The following is an 18,116-nucleotide window of genomic DNA, read 5'->3' on the forward strand; positions in this document are numbered from 1 at the left end:
CTGTGCGTTCTCGTATCTGGCGATACGCAAGGATATAGCCGTGAACGAGTACGCCGTCACGGTCATCGGCCACGACCGCCCGGGCATCATCGCCGACGTCGCCGAGATCCTGGCCCGCCTTGCGCTCAACCTGACCGACTCGACCATGACGCGGCTGCGCGGGCACTTCGCGATGACGCTCGTGTGCGCCGGGCCGCCCACCGCGGCCGAGGTCGAGGCGGCGCTGGAGCCGCTGACCGCCGACCGGACGCTGCTGGTGACGGTGCGCAGCGTGCTCGAGGAGTCCGCCTACGAGGTCACCGGCACGCACCACATCCTCACGGTCCACGGCGCGGACCGGCTCGGGATCGTGGCGACGCTGAGCCGGACGGTGGCCGAGGCGGGCGGCAACATCACGGACCTGACGACCCGGCTCTCCGGCCGCCTGTACGTGATCGTCGCCGAGGTCGACGTCACCGACCCCGAGCGGCTCGACGCGGCACTGCACGCCGCGGCCGAGCGGCTGGGTGTCGAGGTGTCGCTGCGGCCGGCCGACGCGGACCTGCTGTGAGCGATCCGACGGGCTCAATCCGGCCCGTGGTCCGCGCGCCCGCCCCGGTGCTCGGGACCGCGGCGGCGGCCGTGGACCCGTGCGCGCCGGAGGTCCTCCAGCTCGCCGCCGATCTGGTCGCGACGATGAAGGTCTCGCCGGGCTGCGTCGGGCTGGCCGCGCCGCAGGTCGGGGTGGGTGCGCAGGTGTTCGCGGTGGATGTCACAGGGCATCCGAAGGCGAAGACGGTGCACGGGGCGTTCGTGCTGTGCAACGCGCGTGTGGTGGAGGCGTCGCAGTGGCAGAAGGGCCGCGAGGGCTGCATGTCGGTGCCGGATCTCACCGGTGATGTCAAGCGGGCCAACCGGCTCGTCGTGGCCGGGTTTGCTCCGGGCGGTACCCAGGAGATCGAGATTGTGACCGACGCCTTCGAAGCGCGGGCGCTGCAGCATGAGATCGACCACTGCGCCGGGCTGCTGTTTCTCGACCGGGTCGCCGGTGCACACGCGGTGTACGCCCGCAAGGTCTATCTCTGAGTAGTCATTCCGGCGTGCCTTCCCGACCATGCGGCATTCCCCCGATACGGTGAGTGCATCATGAAGCTGACGGTTGGCCCACTGCCCTCCGGCGTCTACTGGCGGCGCCGGGCGATCGTCGGCGGGGTGCTCGTCGCCGCGTCGCTGATGCTGTGGGCGTCCTGCGGGGGCAGCGGGGGCGACGACCAGAAGCGCACTCCGGCGGCGGCCTCGGCCGGCGCCACGACCGCCGCGGCGCCGGACCCGACGATCACCATCCAGGTGCCCACGACCGGCGGCGCGACCGCCAACCCGGCGCCCGTGCAGACCACGACGGCCGCGTCCGCCCCGGCCGGCCCGACGGCGCCGCCCTGTGCCGACGCCGACCTGTCGCTGATCGCCACGCCCGAGCAGGCGGTGCAGTTCCGGGGCGCGCATCTGAAGATGACGCTGAAAATCAAGAACATCACCGACCACGAGTGCACCCGCGACGTCGGCGCCGACGCGCAGGAGCTGTACCTGCAGGTCGGTGCGGTCAAGATCTGGTCCTCGGACCAGTGCGACGCGGTGCACGGCAACAAGCTGCAGGTGATGAAGCCCGGCATCGAGTGGTCGTTCACCGCCACCTGGGCCGGGAAGGCCACGAACACCACGTGCGTCAACGGCGAGACCCCACCGGCCGGGAAGTACGAGCTGATGGGCCGCCTCGGCACCAAGTTCAGCGAGCCGGTCCAGGTCCAGCTCACCTGACGCCGGTCAGAGCCGATTCGCGATTTGTACCTGGTCAGGCGCGAAGGCAGCCAGGGCGGCGAGTTGGCCGTCGGGGCTGCCGTTGAAGTCGCGGAGGCGGGCGGCGACGGCGACGCCGCGGACCTGGCGCTCGCTCACCTTCGCCAGCTCGCGCAGGACGTTCTTGTCGATCCAGCCGGGGTTGCTGCCGGTGCGGTCGAGCCCCTCCAGCAGCCGCACGGCCAGGAAGCGCTCGCCGCCGGCCTCGATCGCGGCCACCTCGCCGACGCGGGACCACGGCAGGACGAGGGTGCGGACCCAGCCCGGGCGCACGGTAAGCGCGAAGTGGTTGGCGCCGACCCGCGGGCGGCGCAGGACGCCGAGGACGACAGGGACCGCGCCGACGGCGGCCAGGCCGGCCGTCCACATCGGAAGGTCGGCGAGCGGGTTGTGGGCGCCGGAGCTCTGCGTCTCCGGCTCGTCGCCGAAGAGGGCCCGGACGAGCAGGACGGCGAGGGTGGCCGACACGAGGTACCACGCCAGCGTTCCAAGCGCCCGGGACGGAAAGCTCCGCCGCCATTCGATCCGCTCAGGACCGGCCATACCTTCGCTTTCTCAGATCAACCGCTGTCCATCGACGGACGGCATCCGCCCACTCTACGGGCTGGGTCGATACCGCACCAGCACCTGGTACGGGGGCATCCGTAGACTGTGCGGGTGCCGATTGACCGCGAGCCCGGCAGGGGCGGCGCCAACACCGGCCTCATCGGGGGCTGGGCCGCCGCGCTGCCCGGCGCCGACCCCCTGCGCGCCACCCTGGCCCTGATGGCCCCGGGCACCGCGCTGCGAGACGGTCTGGAGCGCATCCTGCGGGGCCGGACCGGCGCCCTGATCGTCCTCGGCCACGACCGCGTCGTGGAGCAGCTCTGCACCGGCGGGTTCCCCCTGGACGTCGAGTTTTCCGCGACCCGCCTGCGCGAGCTGTGCAAAATGGACGGCGCGGTCGTCCTGTCGAGTGACGGCACGAAGATCGTCCGCGCGGCCGTGCACCTGATGCCGGACCCGACGATCCCGTCCGAGGAGTCCGGCACCCGCCACCGCACGGCCGAGCGCGTCGCCAAGCAGACCGGCTACCCGGTCATCTCGGTGAGCCAGTCGATGCGGATCATCGGCCTCTACGTCAACGGCCAGCGCCACGTCATCGACGACTCGGCCGCCATCCTGTCCAAGGCCAACCAGGCCCTGGCCACGCTGGAGCGCTACAAGCTGCGCCTGGACGAGGTGAGCGGCACCCTGTCCGCGCTGGAGATCGAGGACCTGGTCACCGTGCGCGACGCGGTCGCCGTGGTGCAGCGCCTGGAGATGGTCCGCCGGATCGCCGACGAGATCGCGGGCTACGTCGTCGAGCTCGGCACCGACGGCCGCCTGCTGGCCCTCCAGCTCGAGGAGCTGATGGCCGGCGTCGAGGCCGACCGCACGCTCGTCATCCGCGACTACCTGCCCTCGGGCCGGCGTACCCGCTCGCCGGAGGACGCCCTCGAGGAGCTGGACGCGCTCAGCGCCACCGAGCTGATCGACCTGGTAGCCGTGGCGAAGTCCCTGGGCTACCCCGGCGCGAGCGACGCCCTGGACGGTGCCGTCTCACCGCGCGGCTTCCGCCTGCTGGCCAAGGTCCCCCGCCTGCCGAGCGCGGTCGTGGACCGCCTGGTCGAGCACTTCGGCAGCCTGCAACGCCTGCTGGGCGCCACGGTGGAAGACCTCCAGGCCGTCGAGGGCGTAGGCGACGCCCGCGCCCGCGGCGTCCGCGAGGGCCTCTCCCGCCTCGCCGAAGCCTCGATCCTCGAGCGCTACGTCTGATCCCGCCACCTTCAGCACCCTTTGCTTACGGACCCTCCGAGCGGGACCAGCGGCCGAGCGACGCCAGCTTGGACAAGAGCTGTGTTGCGCTCGTTGTTCCGCACGACCCCCGCGACAGGCACGCCGGTGCCCCACGGCGCGCAGCCGACGGCACCGATCGACACGGCGGCGCAGGCAGGCGCGGAGGCATCACCCGCGCATCGCTTGAGCGCGCACGCGGAACCCGATCCAGGCGCCCTCCGACATGCACTTGGCGGGCACAAAGCCGGTCGCAACGTAACGGAGCGGCAAGCGCACGCGGACCGACGAGCGCACACGCGAAGCCGGCCGGCCACCTGTTCAAGCGCACAGGCCGGCGAGCGCTAACGGGGCGACGAGCACACACCGGGCGATGAGCGCGCACGGGGCGATGAGCGCGCACGGGGCGATGAGCGCGCACGGGGCGGTCGGCCAGCCACTTCTTCGAGTGCTCTGCAGGGTGGCTCCAATCGCTCCAAGCCGCGTGCTGCAGTGCCGCGCGGACCTCGTTCGCCGCGAGCACGCGTGTCCCCCGGTGCGGTGCGAAGGTTCTGTCGCGGGCAGAGCGCGTGGGTCAGCTGGTCATGCGTCCTCCGCGGTGGCTTTGCCGGCGTGGTGCCGGGCCGTGTGGATGTCGTTCGTCGCGAGCCAGGGCGTCCCCGGGGCCGGTCCGGGGGTCTGTCGCGGGCCGGCGCGTGGGTCAGCTGGTCATGCGTCCTCCGCGGTGGCTTTGCCGGCGTGGTGCCGGGCCGTGTGGACGTTGTTCGCCGCGAGCCCGCGCATGCCCCGGGTGGTGCGGAGGTTCTGTCGCGGGCAGAGCGCAGAACTTCCGTCGTGGGCGGAGCGTGAAGGTCAGCTGGTTATGCGTCGTCCGGGGTGGCGTTGACGGCGTGGTCGCGGGTCGTGTGGGCGTTGTTCGCCGCGAGCATGCGCATCCCCCTGAGCGGTGCGGAGGTTCTGCCGCGGGCGGAGTGCGGAAGTTCCGTCGCGGCGGAGCGTGGGAGTCGGCTGGTTATGCGTCGTCCGGGGTGGCGTTGACGGCGTGGTGCCGGGTCGTGTGGACGTTGTTCGCCGCGAGCCCGCGCATCTCCCGGATGGTGCGGAGGTTCTGTCGTGGGCGGTGCGCGGGGGTCAGCTCGTCATGCGTCCTCCGCTGTGGCTTTGACGGCGTAGTGCAGCGCCGTGCGGACGTCGTTCACCTCGAGCACGCGCATCCCCGGGGGCGCGGAGCCCGTGGCGGCCGGGCCGCAGCCGGGGGGTACGAGGGCGAATCGGAAGCCGAGCCGGGCGGCCTCGGCCAGGCGGCGGGGGACGGCGCCGACGCGGCGTACCTCACCCGTCAGGCCCACCTCGCCCAGGGCGACCAGGTCCGGGGGCATGGGCAGCTCGTGCGCGGCCGAGGCCGCTGCCAGGGCGAGGGCCAGGTCGGCGGCGGGCTCGGTGACGCGCAGGCCGCCGACGGTGGCGGCGTAGACCTCGCGGTCGTGGAGCTGGATGCCGGCCCGGCGCTGGAGCACGGCCAGGACCATCGCCAGGCGGGCCGAGTCGAGGCCGCTCACCGTGCGGCGGGGTGAGCCGGGCATCTGGGCGCCGATCAGGGTCTGGACCTCGGTGACCAGGGCGCGGCGGCCCTCCATGGCGACGCAGACGCAGGTGCCGGAGACGGCGTCGGCGTAGCGGGTCAGGAACAGGCCGCTCGGGTCGGGGAGGCTCGTGATGCCGCCCTCGTGCATCTCGAAGCAGCCGACCTCGTCGGCGGCGCCGAAGCGGTTCTTCAGGCCGCGGACCATGCGCAGCGAGGAGTGCTTGTCGCCCTCGAAGTTGAGGACCACGTCGACGAGGTGCTCGAGGACGCGGGGGCCGGCCACGTTGCCGTCCTTCGTGACGTGGCCGACCAGGATCGTGGCCAGGCCGCGCTCCTTGGCCACGGCGACCATCGCGGCCGTGACCGCGCGGACCTGGGTGACGCCGCCGGCGACCCCGTCGACGCCGGGGCTGGAGACGGTCTGGACCGAGTCGAGGATCAGCAGGCCGGGCTTTACCGCGTCGAGGTGGCCGAGGACCGCGGACAGGTCGGTCTCGGAGGCGAGGTAGAGCTTCTCGTGGAGGGCGCCGATCCGCTCGGCCCGCAGGCGGACCTGGCTCGTCGACTCCTCGCCGCTGACGACGAGTGACGGGCTCTCGCCCTGGACCGCCCACTGCTGGGCCACGTCGAGCAGGAGGGTGGACTTGCCGACGCCGGGCTCGCCGGCCAGGAGGACCACGCCGCCGGGGACGATGCCGCCGCCGAGGACCCGGTCGAACTCGCCGACGCCGGTCGGGCGGGCCTTGGCCGGGGCGGCGCTGATCTGGGCGATCGGGCGGGCCGGCTCCAGCGGGGCCCGGGACGACACGGCCCGCAGCGCCGGCGAGCCACCGAAGGCGGCGTCGGCGGTGCCGCCGCCCGCGAGCTCCAGGACGGCGCCCCACTCACCGCACTCCGGGCACCGGCCCATCCACTTGGCCGGCCGATGCCCGCAGACGTCGCACTGATAGATCGAACCCCGAGCCTTCGTCACGCCCCCGAACCTAGCCCAGGGGTACGACAGTTTTTACTCTTCGCCCTCGTCGCCCACGACCGAGCTCGGCTTCGGCAGCGGGGACCCGGGCGGGGTCATCGGCAGGCTGGGGACCTTGATCGTGGTGGTCGTGCCGTCGGCGTAGGTGAACGTGAATGTCACGTTCTCCAGCGAGCCGCCGGGCATCAGGGGCTCGCCGGTGAGCTTCTCGACGGCGAGGTACTTGGTGCCGCCGTTGTCGCGGGACAGCAGCGTCACCCCGGCCGGCGGCACCTCGATCGAGATGGCCGAGCTGCCGACCGACGTGGGGGTCGGCGAGGGGGCGGCCGCCGGCGAGGACGGGACGACTGTCGACGGGGAGCCCGACGGGTTGCGGGTGCCCGAGGGGAGCGCCGAGCCCGACGGAGCGGCAAGCGAGGGCGAGGCGGCGGCCGACGTCGGCGCCACCGACGGCTGCGGGCCACCGACGAGCACGATGGTGCCGTTGTCGCTCGTCGCGCCGGTCAGCTTGACGCTCTGCTGGGCGTTGTTGAAGAAGTGCACGCTGAGCGGGACCGTCGCGCCGGTCTTGTACTGGTCCGCGTAGGGAATCCCGCCGTCGCGAAGGGCGATCTTGCCGTCCGCGCTATCGACGCTGATGCCGGGCACCGCGGCCTTCTGTGTGTCGGTCTGGGTGATCTGACCTGCCGAGCAGGCGGAGAGCACGCCCAGTCCGAACGCCGCCGTGGCCATGAGCGCGGCGCTCAGCACCGTGCGGCGGCGAGCCAGCGGCGTGGCCTGAGTCGAACGCGTCACCTTGGTTCCTCCAGTCAAGGGCAGCCGCTGTACAGCCTAGATGCCGTTGATCGGCCGATTACGCCCACCCTGGCAATGGGGACTCATTCCAGATTCAGGCCGCTGATCAGGAGAAATACGACATCGATGAGCGCGACCGCGATGACGGCGAGGAACGGAGCCCGCGAAGTTGTGTCGCGGGTCATGCGGTACCAGCCGAATCCGAGGGCGAGGAGGGCGGCCGCAACAGCGGGCCAGATGAGGGCGGGTGGGCGTCCCGGAGGGCCGAAGGCCAGGGCCGCCGTGGCGGCCAGTAGCAGCAGTGCGGCGGTGGCCAGGGAGCCGCGGCGGCCTAAGCGCTGGGGCAGGCCACGCACGCCGGTGCGGATGTCGGCGTCGAGGTCGGGCAGCGTGTTGACGAAGTGCGCACCCGCGCCGAGCAGCCCGCCGGCGGCCAGCAGCCACAGCGGTGGGGTCTTGCCGGCCCCGAGCACCACGAACGCGGGCAGGCAGGTGAACGACACCGCGTAGGGCAGGGGGGAGATCACTGTGGACTTCAGCGGCCAGTCGTAGAGCAGCGCCGAGGCCAGGGCCAGCGCCGACACCAGCCCGGCCGCCCACCCGGACAGGAAGCCGAGCGGCACGCACACCACGGCCGCGGCCACGCCGAGGGCCGCGACCAGGCGCCGGGAGAGCTTCTCGGCGGCGACGGGCTTGTCGGTGCGCCCGGCCGCGGCGTCGCGCGGCGCGTCGAGGGCGTCGTTCACCCAACCGATCGACAGCTGGCTGGCCAGCACCGTCGCGCCGGCGCCGACGACCCCCCACACCGGTCGATGCAGTCCGACGGAGAGCAGCACCGACACCGCCGTGACCCCGGCGGCGGGCTCCGGGTGGCTGGCGCGCAGCAGCGAGATCGCAACCGACATCCGGCAAGTGTGGCCGCCCGAGTGGTTCTCTGTCAGGCTCGTCTCATGCCATTGCCGCGGCGCACGCGGAACGACCCTGGTCAGTACGACGACCTGGCCGGCGAATGGTGGCGCCCCGGCAGCCCGTTCTCGATGCTCTACTGGCTGGCGCGAGCCCGGGCCCGGCTGATCCCGCCGGCCGAGCGCGCGGGGGCGATCCTGGTGGATCTCGGCTGTGGTGGCGGGCTCCTCGCGCCGCACGTCGCCGACAAGGGGTACACCCACATAGGCGTTGATCTGGTCGTCTCCGGCCTGGAGCAGGCGGCCGCGCACGGCATCGCGCCGGTGCTGGCCGACGTGCGGCGGCTGCCGTTCGCCGATGCCAGCGCCGACGTCGTGAGCGCCGGGGAGATCCTCGAGCACGTGCCCGACGTGCCCGGAGTCGTCGCCGAGGCGTGCCGGATCCTGCGCCCGGGCGGGTGGCTGGTGCTCGACACCATCGCCGACACCGCGCTGGCCCGGCTGGTGGCCGTGCGGCTGGCCGAGACCGTCATGCCGGCCGTGCGCGGCCTGCACGACCCGGCGCTGTTAGTCGACCCACAGCGGTTGAAGGTGGAGTGCGCGCGCCACGGGGTACCGCTGAAGGTGCGCGGCGTCCGCCCGGCGCTGCCCGCCTTGGCTCGCTGGCTGGTGACCCGGCGCGGCGCCGTGCCGATCGTGCCGACGTTTTCCACCGCGATCCTCTACCAGGGGCGCGGCCGGAAGGAGAGCCAGTGACAGTTGCCGCCATAGCGGGGATGCACGTGACGTTTCCCGGCGACATGCGCCAGGACGAGGTGTGGGACGGCTACTTCAGGCGGCACTACGACGGGCCCCGGCGGGGGCTGGCGAAACGGATCTTCGCCAACTCCGGCGTCGTGAACCGCCACGGAGCGGTCAATCCCCTCATCGAGGACGCGTCGTCGTGGTCGACCGCCAAACGCATGAGTCGGTACCTCACGGAGGCGCTCCCCCTCGGCAAGGACGCCGTGAGCGGGGCACTGCACGCGGCTGGGCTGCGCCCGGACGAGATCGGGCTGTTCGTGGTGTGCTCGTGCACCGGATACGCCACGCCGGGCCTCGACATCCTGCTCGCCCGCGACCTGGGCATGGCGGCCGACACGCAGCGCCTGTTCATCGGCCACATGGGCTGCTACGCGGCGCTGCCCGGGCTCGGCGCGGCGTCGGACTACGTGGCCGCGCGGGGGCGCCCGGCGGTGCTGCTCTGCCTGGAGCTGACAAGTCTGCACGTGCAGCCGCCGACCGCCGACCCGCAGCAGATGGTGGCGCACGCGCTGTTCTCGGACGCGGCGGCGGCGGTGGTGCTCGTCCCGGACGGTCCCGGCGTCGGCGTCACCGACATCGCGGCCGCCACCGACACGGCGACCGCCGACCACATGACCTGGGACGTGACCGACCTCGGGTTTCGGATGGGCCTGTCGCCGCGGGTGCCCGACGTGCTCTCGATCCACGTCGCCGCTCTCGTGGAGCGGCTGCTCGGGCCGCGGGGGCTGACTCTCGGTGATGTCGACGGCTGGGCGGTACACCCGGGAGGCCCTCGGATTCTGGACGTCGTCCGCGACGAGCTGGCGTTGCCGGAATCGGCGCTGGCGGAGTCGCGCGGCACCCTCGCCGCCCACGGCAACTGCTCGTCACCGACGGTCCTGCTGATCATCGACGCGCTGCGGCGGCGGGTCGAGGGGCCGCCGCGCACGACCGTCGCGCTGGCGTTCGGCCCCGGCCTGACCCTGTACGGGGTGCTGCTACAGGCTTGAGATCTCGGTGCGGAAATCGTCGGGGCCGGTCACCGAGCGGACCGCCTTGACCAGCCGGCCGCGGTCGTTGACGAGCACCGCGGCGGTGGTCCGGTCGCCGGCCAGCGTCGGCACCGACGCGCGCAGTGAGCCGTTGGGGTCGCCCAGCGAGCGCACGACCGCGTCCGCGTTGAGCCCGCTCGGCAGCGTGGGTGGACGGGCCGCGACGACGACCACCCTGGCCCGGCTCTTCAAAGCCACAACGGCGTCGGCTGTACTGCGAATCAGCTCCTCGCAGGAGCAGCCGTCCACGAGCAGCACGACGGCCGGGGTCACCTCGACGATCCCGACCGGTTTGCCGTCGCCGTCCTGCAGGCTCACGGCGGTCAGGGAGATCGCGGCCGCCGCGGACGGGTTGGAGCCCACCCGTGGGCTGGTCTTGGGTGCGCGCCCGGGCCAGGCCACGGCGAGCAGGCTGACGAGTGTCGCGATGACCGCGATCGACATGATCAGGAGCGGGACCGCGAGCCCGGGTGAGTCGTCGGTGGCGCGCCGGGCCGGCTCCGGCGGCAGGTGGAACCGGCGCCGCCAGCGGCGCCGGATTGTGGCCCGGCGGAATTGCCGGCGGATGGTCGCGCCTTCGCCATCGAGTGCGGCGGCATCGTCGGGAATGATGATCGTTCCCCACTCAGGCGGGAGATCGGGGAGGCCACCACCCTCTTGTGGTAGCTCACCACCGCCGTTGTCATCCCGCAGCGTGCCCATCGCTGTTCTCCTCGCAGCTGCCTCAACTTTCCCTCACCGACGGGTCCGGCGCCAGTGGTGACTCCATCGAGATCTATGCGTACCATCTACGCTCCGCCGCTGGTCACGTTACACAGAGTGTCGGTTCTGGACTCACGGCGTACTCCGGGGGACACTTGCCGTAATCAATCGGATATGTCCGACTGCCAGGCTATTTGTGTGTGCTCCGGGTTGTTGATCCGCTACACAGCAGGTCCCACGATTCCTGTCAAGCGGGAGAAAGGGGACTCACATGTGTTCTGAGCTGCGCGAATGCTGCGCTCTGGGGTGGGCCGACAGCGCGTGACCGTGTTACCCTAGACACAGCGAAAGGGGTTTCGAACCTATGGTTTTCAGTGTCGGCGAGACCGTTGTCTACCCCCACCACGGGGCCGCACTCATCGAGGCAATCGAGACTCGCGTCATCAGGGGCGAGGAGAAGAAGTATCTCGTCCTCAGGGTCGCTCAGGGTGACCTGACGGTGCGGGTGCCCGCTGAGAACGCCGAGATCGTCGGCGTGCGCGAGGTGGTTGGCGAAGAAGGTCTGACGAAGGTCTTCGACGTCCTCCGTGCTCCGCACACCGAAGAGCCGACCAACTGGTCGCGGCGTTACAAGGCGAATCTGGAGAAGCTGGCCTCCGGCAATCCGCTCAAGGTCGCGGAGGTCGTTCGCGACCTGTGGCGTCGTGACCGTGAGCGTGGTCTGTCGGCCGGCGAGAAGCGCATGCTCGCCAAGGCGCGGGACATCCTTGTCGGCGAGGTGGCGCTCGCCGAGAAGAGCACCAAGGACGAAGCGGAGTCGCTGCTCGACAAGGTGCTGACCGAGGCCTGACGATCCAGCCCGGCTATCCCTTCGATCGAGGACCGCGACGTGACGGCGCACGTGTCTGTGCGTGGTGACGTCGCGGTCCTCGTGCCTGCTGCGGGCCTGGGGCTCCGACTCGGACCCGGTGGCCCCAAGGCACTCCGCCTCCTCGGCGGTGAACCACTCCTCGTGCACGCCGTGCGCCGCCTGGCCCTCGCGCCGAGCGTCGGCTGCATCGTCGTCGCCGCTCCGGTTGACGGCGTTTCGTCCGTTCAGGACCTGTTGGCGCCCGTAGCGCCGGTCGTCGTCGTGCCCGGCGGGGCGACGCGGCAGGCTTCCGTCGCCTTCGCGCTGGCCGCGGTCCCGGCCGAGTTCGACATCGTGCTCGTCCACGACGCCGCCCGCGCGCTTACCCCACCGGAGCTGGTGGAGGACGTCGCGGCGGCCGTTCGAGGGGGGCACGCCGCGGTCATACCCGTTCTACCAGTGGTCGACACCATCAAGCAGGTCTCGGATTCCGGGATCGTCGTCGCCACTGTCGACAGGTCTTCGCTGCGTGCGGTACAGACACCACAGGGTTTTCGGCGATCGGTCCTCGAAAAGGCCCACGCGTCCGCCACCGACGAGCACACGGACGATGCCGGTATGGCCGAGCGCATCGGCGAGACGGTGCACACGGTCACGGGCTCGGAAATGGCGCTGAAAATCACCCGGCCGCTCGACCTCGAGATCGCGGCGCTATTGCTCAGGCAGTGACGGGAGTCTGACTTTTCCGCGGGCGCTTGCGCCAGATCAGCAGGCTGCCGACCGAGCCGCCGATACCGAGCGTCGCGATGACGACACCCGCAATGGACATGCCCACCGCGTCGCCGCGGGCCGTCGCCGAGCCGAGCGCCGAATACGCGAGCGTGGCCGGCAGGGCCCCGACGAACGTGCCGGCGATGAATGCGCCCATCCGTACGCTCGTGGTGCCGAAGATGTAGTTCGCGATGCCGAACGGCACCAGCGGGATCATTCGCGAGATCACGATCGCGACGATGCCCCGCTTGGCCACGGCCTGCTCCATCTGCAGCAGCCGGCCCGAGAGGTGTCGGGCCATGAAGTCGCGGCCCAGGAGCCGGCCCACCGTGTGCGCGATCAGGGCGCCGAGGGTGATGCCGAGCATGATGTACAGGACACCGCCCGCGAAGCCGAAGACCAGCCCGCCGACGCCGGCCAGCAGCGTCCGCGGCGCGAGCGCGGTGGTCAGCACGGCCGAGCCACCGATCGCGATCAGCGGGGCCAGCGGATGGTCCTGGCCGACCGCGTTGGCCAGGGCGGCCTTTGTCGGGTGCTCAATGATGATCACTACGGTGAGCGTCACCACCAGCAGGGCCAGCAGACCGAAGCGAATTGCGGCTCCGGTGCGCCACCACTGCTTGTGGCTCGTCGGTGTCGTCAGATCGCTGCGCACTCGACCCAGCCTAAGCCCCATTCGCCAGCCTGCCGACCCGTGCGCCGGATCGGCAACCGAAGGTTCACGGCCCGGCACCGAACGTCGTAGCCTGCCGTAGTGATGCTGATCGGGAACGGCACCGACGTCCATGCCTTCGAAGCCGGCCGGCCCTGCTGGGTCGCCGGGCTCAAGTGGGAGGGCGTCGACGGCCTGGCCGGTCACTCCGACGGCGACGTCGCCGCCCACGCGATCTGCGACGCGCTGCTCTCCGCGGCCGGGCTGGGTGATCTCGGGGCGAACTTCGGCACGTCGCGCCCCGAGTGGGCCGGCGCTTCGGGCGTCACTCTCCTGCGGGAGACCGCTCGCATGGTCCACGCTGCTGGATACGAGATCGGCAACGTGTCGGTTCAAGTCATCGGGGTCAAGCCGAAGATCTCCAAGCGCCGGGCCGAGGCCGAGCGCGTCCTGCACGACGCGATCGGGGCAATCGTCAGACTTTCCGGGACCACCACCGACGGGCTCGGGTTCACCGGCCGCGGCGAGGGGCTGGCCGCCACGGCCGTCGCGTTGATCTATCCCGTCTCTCACTAGGCGTCGCGGTTCCACGTCCACGCGTAGCCGGTGTCCTCGATGGCCAGGGCCGGCTCGCACAGGTCGAGCGGGCGGAATGTATCGACCATGACCGCCAGCTCGTCGAACGCCTCGACGCCGATCGCCCGCTCGACCGCGCCCGGCTGCGGTCCGTGGGTGAAGCCGCTCGGGTGCAGCGAGATTGAGCCCTGCTCGATGCCGGAGCCGCGGCGCGCCTCGTAGTTGCCGCCGGTGTAGAACAGCATCTCGTCGGAGTCGACGTTGTGGTGGTTGTACGGCACCGGGATCGCCAGCGGGTGGTAGTCGACCTTGCGGGGCACGAACGAGCAGATCACGAAGTTCGGGCCCTCGAACGTCTGGTGGACCGGCGGCGGCTGGTGCACGCGCCCGGTGATGGGCTCGAAGTCGTGGATCGAGAACGCCCACGGGTAGAGGCAGCCGTCCCAGCCCACGACGTCGAACGGGTGGTTGGCGTACACGTGCTCGGTCCAACCGCGTCTGGCCTGCACCAACACGGAAATGTCGTACCCCTCGGCCAGAATGGGCTGCGTTGGGCCGCGCAGATCCCGTTCGCAGTAGGGGGCGTGTTCCAGGAACTGTCCACGCACCGAGAGATAGCGCCGCGGGGGTCCGATGTGTCCGGTCGCTTCGATCGTCAGCAGCTTCACCGCGCCGTCCTTCGGCACCAGCCGGTGGATCACCGAGGTCGGAATCACCGCGTAGTCGCCCTCACGAAGCTCCAGCGCGCCGAACGTCGACTCCAGCGTCACCGCGCCCGCCGACACATACAGGCACTCGTCACCGATCGCGTTGCGGTAGAGCGGGGACGGCTCGGTCGCCTCGACGTAGGAGATCCGCACGTCGTCGTTGGCCAGCAGGTGCTGCCGCCCGAGCACCGGGTCGACGGTGCCGGTCGGGCCCCCGCCGAGCTTGCCGGTCTGCAGGTGCCTGGGCTTCAGGGGCAGGTTGGGGACCCGCGACCAGGCCGGCGCCTCGAACGGCACCGCCGAGGTGATCGCCGTCGGTCGATGCCGGTGGTAGAGCAGCGAGGAGTCGCTCGAAAATCCCTCCTGCCCCATCAGCTCTTCCGCGAACAGCGAGCCGTCCGGCTGGCGAAACTGGGTATGGCGCTTCGGCGGCACCTCGCCGACGCGGCGGTAGTACGGCATCACGGTCCTCCACTGTCAGGCGACACATGCCTTGTCGTTGGGCGCTGCAGTCGGCCGGCGCCGCCGGCTGCTGTCAGGCGACACGTGCCTGTCGTCGGGCGCGGCGGTCGGCCGGCTGATTGGAGTGTCCGGATAACGGACGAAGTTGTCCGCCCTGTAAAGCGTCCACTAGATTCGGAAGCCGTGTCAAACGCAGTGCCACCCCTGCTGACCACACTCGTCGACGACGCCGCCGTGTTCCCGCCCGGCAGCGCCACCCTGGCCGACGCGATTCCCGCCCACGAGGCGCATCGGCAGAGCTGGTATGCCCAGCTCATCGGCCCGCTGCTCGTTCCCGTCGCGGACCGGGAGGCGGTTCCCCCGGGGACCGCCATCGGGCTGATCGGCGAGCCGCCCCCAGACCTCGCGCCCTCCGTCCGCCAGGTGGAGTGCCCGGTGGCCAAGCGGGGCGAGGACCCGCTGCCCGGCATCGAGCGGATGGCGCCGCTCATACGCAAGAACGGGATGCTGCAGTGGTACCTCGAGGTGCCGCTCGCCTGGGGCCTGATGACCGGGCTCGACGCCATCGCGGCGCTGCGCGGTGACGGACTGCCCGTGGCGGCCAAGTTCCGCACCGGAGGCCTGGCCGCGGAGCTGTTCCCGACCCCGGTCGAGCTGGCCGCCGTCATCTGCGCCTGCCGCGACCGCGACCTGCCGTTCAAGCTGACGGCCGGCCTGCACCACGCGGTCCGCCACACCGACGCCGAGACGGGCCTGGTCCACCACGGCTTCCTCAACATCCTGGCCGCGGTGCTGGCCGCCGTCGACAGCGCCGAGCCGGGCGACCTCGCGCTGCTCCTGGCCTCGACCGAGGGCCACCCCCTCGCCGACCTGGTCCGGCCGCAGCTTCACCGGGAGCGGCCGCTCTGGGTCGGCTTCGGCAGCTGCAGCGTCCAGGACCCCGTCGGCGACCTCGTCACCCTGGGGCTGCTCGATCGGCCGGTGGCGGCATGAGCGCGGCTGTCTGGCTGGGGCTGGCCGATGACGATCCGTTCGGGGTGGAGAACCTGCCGTACTGCGCGTTCGGGCAGGACCGGTTCCGGTGGACGGGCGTGCGCATCGGCGACCGGATCCTCAACCTGGCCGCGGCCGAGGGGCGCGGGCTGATCGAGGCGGGCGGGGCGTTCCTCGGGCAGCCGACGCTCAGCCGGTTCATGGCCGCCGGGCGCCCGGTCTGGACCCGGGTGCGGGAGCGGCTGACCGAGCTGCTGAGCGCGGCGCGCTACCGCGAGTCGGTGGAGCCGCTGCTGGTGCCGGTGGCCGACGTGCGGCTCGCGCTGCCGTTCGAGGTGGCCGACTACGTCGACTTCTACTCGTCGCTGGAGCACGCGACGAACCTCGGGAAGCTGTTCCGGCCGGACGGGGAGCCGCTGCTGCCGAACTGGCGGCACCTGCCGGTCGGCTACCACGGGCGGGCCGGGACCGTCGTCGTCTCCGGGACCGAGGTGCCGCGCCCTTGCGGGCAGCGCCGGGCCGGGGACTTCGGGCCGTCGGCGCGGCTGGACATCGAGGCCGAGGTCGGGTTCGTGGTCGGGGTGCCGTCGCAGGGCGCCGTGGCCGTCGACGACTTCCGCGAGCACGTGTTCGGGGCCGTCCTGGTCAACGACTGGTCGGCGCGGGATCTGCAGGCGTGGGAGTACCAGCCGCTGGGGCCGTTCCTCGGCAAGTCGTTCCGGACCTCGATCTCGCCGTGGGTCGTGCCGCTCGACGCGCTCGACGCGGCCCGGGTGCCGGGGCCGCCCCAGGAGCCGGGGGTGTTGCCGTATCTGGCGGCGGGGGAGCACTACGGGTACGACATCGGCCTGGAGGTTTCCTGGAACGGCACGCTCGTCTCGCGGCCGCCGTTCGGGGGAATGTACTGGACGCCGGCGCAGCAGCTCGCGCACATGACCGTCAACGGGGCGTGGACCCGGACCGGGGATCTCTACGCGTCCGGGACGGTGTCGGGGCCGCAGATCGAGCAGACCGGGTCGTTCATCGAGCGGACCTGGAACGGGGCGCGGCCGGTGCTGCTCGACGACGGCACGACCCGCTCGTTCCTGCTCGACGGCGACACGGTGGCGATAAGCGCGACGGCTCCCGGGCCGGGCGGGTCGCGGATCGGGTTCGGTGAGGTCATCGGCACCATCGGGTGTGAGTCTGCTGGGGATCGACGGTCGCCGTGAGCAGCGGCCGCGGTGAGGCAGGTATCGTGCGCGGCGGAGGTGGTTATGGGGACACAAGCAGCGGGGCTGCGCCGGCTTTTTTCGCCGCGTAGCTGGTCGCGGCCGGTGCGCTTCGTGCTCACCGGGCTGCTCGTCCTCGTGGTGATCACCGCGATGGGGATCACCGCCTACCGCACGCTCAAGCCCGCCGAGACGGTGAGCCGCGCCGACAAGCCCGTCCCGTCCGCCGAGCCCATTAAGGCGATCCAATACTCGGAGCTGGCCGAGGCCCCGCTGATCGTCGAGGGCCGCCTGCGCGTCTACGCCGAGCAGTGGCGCGTCTTCGCCGACACCCCGGTCACCGCGCAGCGGATGATGACCCCGCACTGGTCGTACCGCCGCTGGCCGGCCGAGGTCGTCTCCATCGTCGAGGTCGAGAAGCCGGCGAGCGGCGTCGGCATGTCAGTCGTCGTCACCAAGTGGTCCGACGGCGACATCGTCGCCCTGGACGCCGAGAAGGGCGACATCGTCTGGCAGGCGAAGATCGACCCGGCGCCGGGCGAGTCGTACAAGGGCCGCCGCACGGGCTCGAAGACGATGTGGTCGCCCGAGGACCTGTTCGTGAGCACCTCCGTCGTCGACAAGCAGCCGATCGTGATCGCCACCGGCAAGGACGTCGTCGAGGCCATCGACCCGGCCAACGGCACCGTCAAGTGGACCAAGTCGTTCGTCGCCGAGCCGGGCTGCCGCACCACCGATTGGACCGGCCCCGACACGTACTACACGAAGAACACCTGCACCAAGCCGGCCACGCTGGAGATCTACGACGCCGCCACGGGCCTGCCGGTCGGCACCTGGCGCCCGCCGGGCGCGTCGATCGGCACGGACGCGGTGTCGAACTGGTTCATCGAGCCGTCATCGTGCGACCTGGGCCATTCGGGCTGCCTGATGTTCAAGGCCGCCCCGACCGGCGAGGGCGTGGTGACGTACACCGACGCCGTCTCCGGCCTGGGCACGATCACCGCCACGTACTACTCGCTGGCCCCCGACCGCACCGTGAAGCCGGAGCCGGTGGCCGACAAGGACACGGTCATCGCCGTGGGCGACGTGGTGGCCCAGCAGGTGACGGGCGGCTACATCTGGGCCTACAGCCGCACCACGGGCCAGCGCCTGTGGATGTCCGAGGTGAACGGCCGCCTGATCGGCGGCGACCCTCGCAACTTCTACCTGGTCAACAACGAGTACCAGCTGCTCGTCCTCAATCGCGAGACGGGCGCCGTCACCTCCAGCACCGAGCTGCGCATCCGCCCGGCCGACCGGTTCGTGTTCAGCATGTACTACCTGCACGCGGGCTACCTGGTCATCGAACGCCTCCAGACCACGAAGGAGTCCGAGATCGACGACAAGTACTACTTCAGCCAGGACACGGTGGTCCTCGTCGGCATCGGCTGACCCCGAGCGCCCAGCCGCCG

Annotated in this window: 19 protein-coding genes; 12 read left to right on the plus strand and 7 right to left on the minus strand. The window is 71.4% G+C overall.

Annotated features, from left to right (window positions below; genetic code table 11):
- Window positions 1–40 precede the first annotated feature (40 nt).
- Genes Dvina_RS01225 through Dvina_RS01235 form a run of 3 tightly spaced genes read left to right on the plus strand, consistent with a single transcriptional unit; the run spans window position 41 to window position 1,794 of the window.
- On the plus strand, window positions 41–550 hold the full coding sequence (locus Dvina_RS01225; RefSeq protein WP_223100532.1) for a glycine cleavage system transcriptional repressor: 510 nt from the start codon (window positions 41–43) through the stop codon (window positions 548–550).
- The gene (locus Dvina_RS01230) at window positions 547–1,065 is read left to right on the plus strand and encodes a peptide deformylase (protein WP_223100533.1); all 519 of its coding nucleotides are present in this window, start codon (window positions 547–549) and stop codon (window positions 1,063–1,065) included. The genes Dvina_RS01225 and Dvina_RS01230 overlap by 4 nt, the downstream gene beginning before the upstream one ends.
- 60 nt (window positions 1,066–1,125) lie before the next feature.
- Window positions 1,126–1,794, plus strand: a complete 669-nt coding sequence (locus tag Dvina_RS01235; RefSeq protein WP_223100534.1) for a hypothetical protein — start codon at window positions 1,126–1,128, stop codon at window positions 1,792–1,794.
- 6 nt (window positions 1,795–1,800) lie between these two features.
- Here Dvina_RS01235 and Dvina_RS01240 read toward each other — a convergent pair whose 3' ends face one another.
- Window positions 1,801–2,376, minus strand: coding sequence for a hypothetical protein (locus Dvina_RS01240; protein ID WP_223100535.1), 576 nt, complete (start codon window positions 2,374–2,376; stop codon window positions 1,801–1,803).
- Window positions 2,377–2,490: 114 nt separating this feature from the next.
- On the opposite strand from Dvina_RS01240, the gene disA reads away from it, so the two are divergent.
- Window positions 2,491–3,630, plus strand: a complete 1,140-nt coding sequence (gene disA, locus Dvina_RS01245; protein WP_379993013.1) for a DNA integrity scanning diadenylate cyclase DisA — start codon at window positions 2,491–2,493, stop codon at window positions 3,628–3,630.
- Between the two features lie 1,157 nt (window positions 3,631–4,787).
- Here disA and radA read toward each other — a convergent pair.
- From radA to Dvina_RS01260, 3 genes are all read right to left on the minus strand, one after another.
- On the minus strand, window positions 4,788–6,236 hold the full coding sequence (gene radA, locus Dvina_RS01250) for a DNA repair protein RadA (RefSeq protein WP_223105249.1): 1,449 nt from the start codon (window positions 6,234–6,236) through the stop codon (window positions 4,788–4,790).
- Window positions 6,237–6,239: 3 nt separating this feature from the next.
- Entirely contained in the window at window positions 6,240–7,001 is a 762-nt protein-coding gene (locus Dvina_RS01255) for a hypothetical protein (RefSeq protein ID WP_223100536.1), read from the minus strand.
- 83 nt (window positions 7,002–7,084) lie between these two features.
- Window positions 7,085–7,906 (minus strand): UbiA family prenyltransferase, encoded by an 822-nt coding sequence (locus Dvina_RS01260; RefSeq protein ID WP_223100537.1) that lies wholly within the window; start codon window positions 7,904–7,906, stop codon window positions 7,085–7,087.
- A gap of 45 nt (window positions 7,907–7,951) precedes the next feature.
- Between Dvina_RS01260 and Dvina_RS01265 the strand changes: the two genes are divergently transcribed.
- Window positions 7,952–8,662, plus strand: a complete 711-nt coding sequence (locus Dvina_RS01265; RefSeq protein ID WP_223100538.1) for a methyltransferase domain-containing protein — start codon at window positions 7,952–7,954, stop codon at window positions 8,660–8,662.
- Entirely contained in the window at window positions 8,659–9,699 is a 1,041-nt protein-coding gene (locus Dvina_RS01270; RefSeq protein ID WP_380030813.1) for a type III polyketide synthase, read from the plus strand. Before Dvina_RS01265 ends, Dvina_RS01270 begins: the two co-directional genes overlap by 4 nt.
- Here the strand turns inward: Dvina_RS01270 and Dvina_RS01275 are convergent.
- Window positions 9,688–10,443, minus strand: a complete 756-nt coding sequence (locus Dvina_RS01275) for a hypothetical protein (protein WP_223100539.1) — start codon at window positions 10,441–10,443, stop codon at window positions 9,688–9,690. The two genes, Dvina_RS01270 and Dvina_RS01275, sit on opposite strands and share 12 nt — an antisense overlap.
- A gap of 364 nt (window positions 10,444–10,807) precedes the next feature.
- Here Dvina_RS01275 and Dvina_RS01280 point away from each other — a divergent pair, with 364 nt between their 5' ends.
- Both Dvina_RS01280 and ispD read left to right on the plus strand, forming a co-directional pair.
- Complete coding sequence (locus tag Dvina_RS01280) at window positions 10,808–11,293, plus strand: CarD family transcriptional regulator (protein ID WP_223100540.1); 486 nt, start codon at window positions 10,808–10,810, stop codon at window positions 11,291–11,293.
- A gap of 39 nt (window positions 11,294–11,332) precedes the next feature.
- On the plus strand, window positions 11,333–12,022 hold the full coding sequence (ispD, locus tag Dvina_RS01285; RefSeq protein WP_223100541.1) for a 2-C-methyl-D-erythritol 4-phosphate cytidylyltransferase: 690 nt from the start codon (window positions 11,333–11,335) through the stop codon (window positions 12,020–12,022).
- On the opposite strand, the gene Dvina_RS01290 is transcribed toward ispD, so the two are convergent.
- Window positions 12,012–12,851, minus strand: coding sequence for a TVP38/TMEM64 family protein (locus Dvina_RS01290; RefSeq protein ID WP_223100542.1), 840 nt, complete (start codon window positions 12,849–12,851; stop codon window positions 12,012–12,014). The genes ispD and Dvina_RS01290 overlap by 11 nt on opposite strands.
- Here Dvina_RS01290 and ispF point away from each other — a divergent pair.
- Window positions 12,822–13,292, plus strand: a complete 471-nt coding sequence (ispF, locus tag Dvina_RS01295) for a 2-C-methyl-D-erythritol 2,4-cyclodiphosphate synthase (protein WP_223105251.1) — start codon at window positions 12,822–12,824, stop codon at window positions 13,290–13,292. The genes Dvina_RS01290 and ispF overlap by 30 nt on opposite strands.
- Here ispF and Dvina_RS01300 read toward each other — a convergent pair.
- A complete protein-coding gene (locus Dvina_RS01300) occupies window positions 13,289–14,461 on the minus strand; it encodes a homogentisate 1,2-dioxygenase (RefSeq protein WP_223100543.1) in 1,173 nt (390 codons plus the stop codon). The genes ispF and Dvina_RS01300 overlap by 4 nt on opposite strands.
- 183 nt (window positions 14,462–14,644) lie before the next feature.
- On the opposite strand from Dvina_RS01300, the gene Dvina_RS01305 reads away from it, so the two are divergent.
- The 3 genes from Dvina_RS01305 (at window position 14,645) to Dvina_RS01315 (ending at window position 18,096) form a co-directional block, all read left to right on the plus strand.
- Window positions 14,645–15,454: a hypothetical protein gene (locus Dvina_RS01305; protein WP_223100544.1), complete on the plus strand. Its 810-nt coding sequence runs from the start codon at window positions 14,645–14,647 to the stop codon at window positions 15,452–15,454.
- On the plus strand, window positions 15,451–16,665 hold the full coding sequence (fahA, locus tag Dvina_RS01310; protein WP_223100545.1) for a fumarylacetoacetase: 1,215 nt from the start codon (window positions 15,451–15,453) through the stop codon (window positions 16,663–16,665). The genes Dvina_RS01305 and fahA overlap by 4 nt, the downstream gene beginning before the upstream one ends.
- A gap of 105 nt (window positions 16,666–16,770) precedes the next feature.
- Window positions 16,771–18,096, plus strand: coding sequence for an outer membrane protein assembly factor BamB family protein (locus Dvina_RS01315; protein ID WP_223100546.1), 1,326 nt, complete (start codon window positions 16,771–16,773; stop codon window positions 18,094–18,096).
- Window positions 18,097–18,116: the final 20 nt, after the last annotated feature.

This window comes from Dactylosporangium vinaceum (assembly GCF_019904175.1).
Classification (GTDB): Bacteria; Actinomycetota; Actinomycetes; order Mycobacteriales; family Micromonosporaceae; genus Dactylosporangium; species Dactylosporangium vinaceum.

Bases quoted from the DNA above. Each gene is read 5' to 3' on its own strand.
- Dvina_RS01260 (WP_223100537.1), bottom strand. From the start codon at position 7,906: ATGTCGGTTGCGATCTCGCTGCTGCGCGCCAGCCACCCGGAGCCCGCC.
- Dvina_RS01235 (WP_223100534.1), top strand. From the start codon at position 1,126: ATGAAGCTGACGGTTGGCCCACTGCCCTCCGGCGTCTACTGGCGGCGC.
- Dvina_RS01275 (WP_223100539.1), bottom strand. From the start codon at position 10,443: ATGGGCACGCTGCGGGATGACAACGGCGGTGGTGAGCTACCACAAGAG.
- Dvina_RS01290 (WP_223100542.1), bottom strand. From the start codon at position 12,851: ATGGACGTCGGTGCCGTTCCCGATCAGCATCACTACGGCAGGCTACGA.
- Dvina_RS01300 (WP_223100543.1), bottom strand. From the start codon at position 14,461: ATGCCGTACTACCGCCGCGTCGGCGAGGTGCCGCCGAAGCGCCATACC.
- Dvina_RS01280 (WP_223100540.1), top strand. From the start codon at position 10,808: ATGGTTTTCAGTGTCGGCGAGACCGTTGTCTACCCCCACCACGGGGCC.
- Dvina_RS01265 (WP_223100538.1), top strand. From the start codon at position 7,952: ATGCCATTGCCGCGGCGCACGCGGAACGACCCTGGTCAGTACGACGAC.
- fahA (WP_223100545.1), top strand. From the start codon at position 15,451: ATGAGCGCGGCTGTCTGGCTGGGGCTGGCCGATGACGATCCGTTCGGG.
- Dvina_RS01240 (WP_223100535.1), bottom strand. From the start codon at position 2,376: ATGGCCGGTCCTGAGCGGATCGAATGGCGGCGGAGCTTTCCGTCCCGG.
- ispF (WP_223105251.1), top strand. From the start codon at position 12,822: ATGCTGATCGGGAACGGCACCGACGTCCATGCCTTCGAAGCCGGCCGG.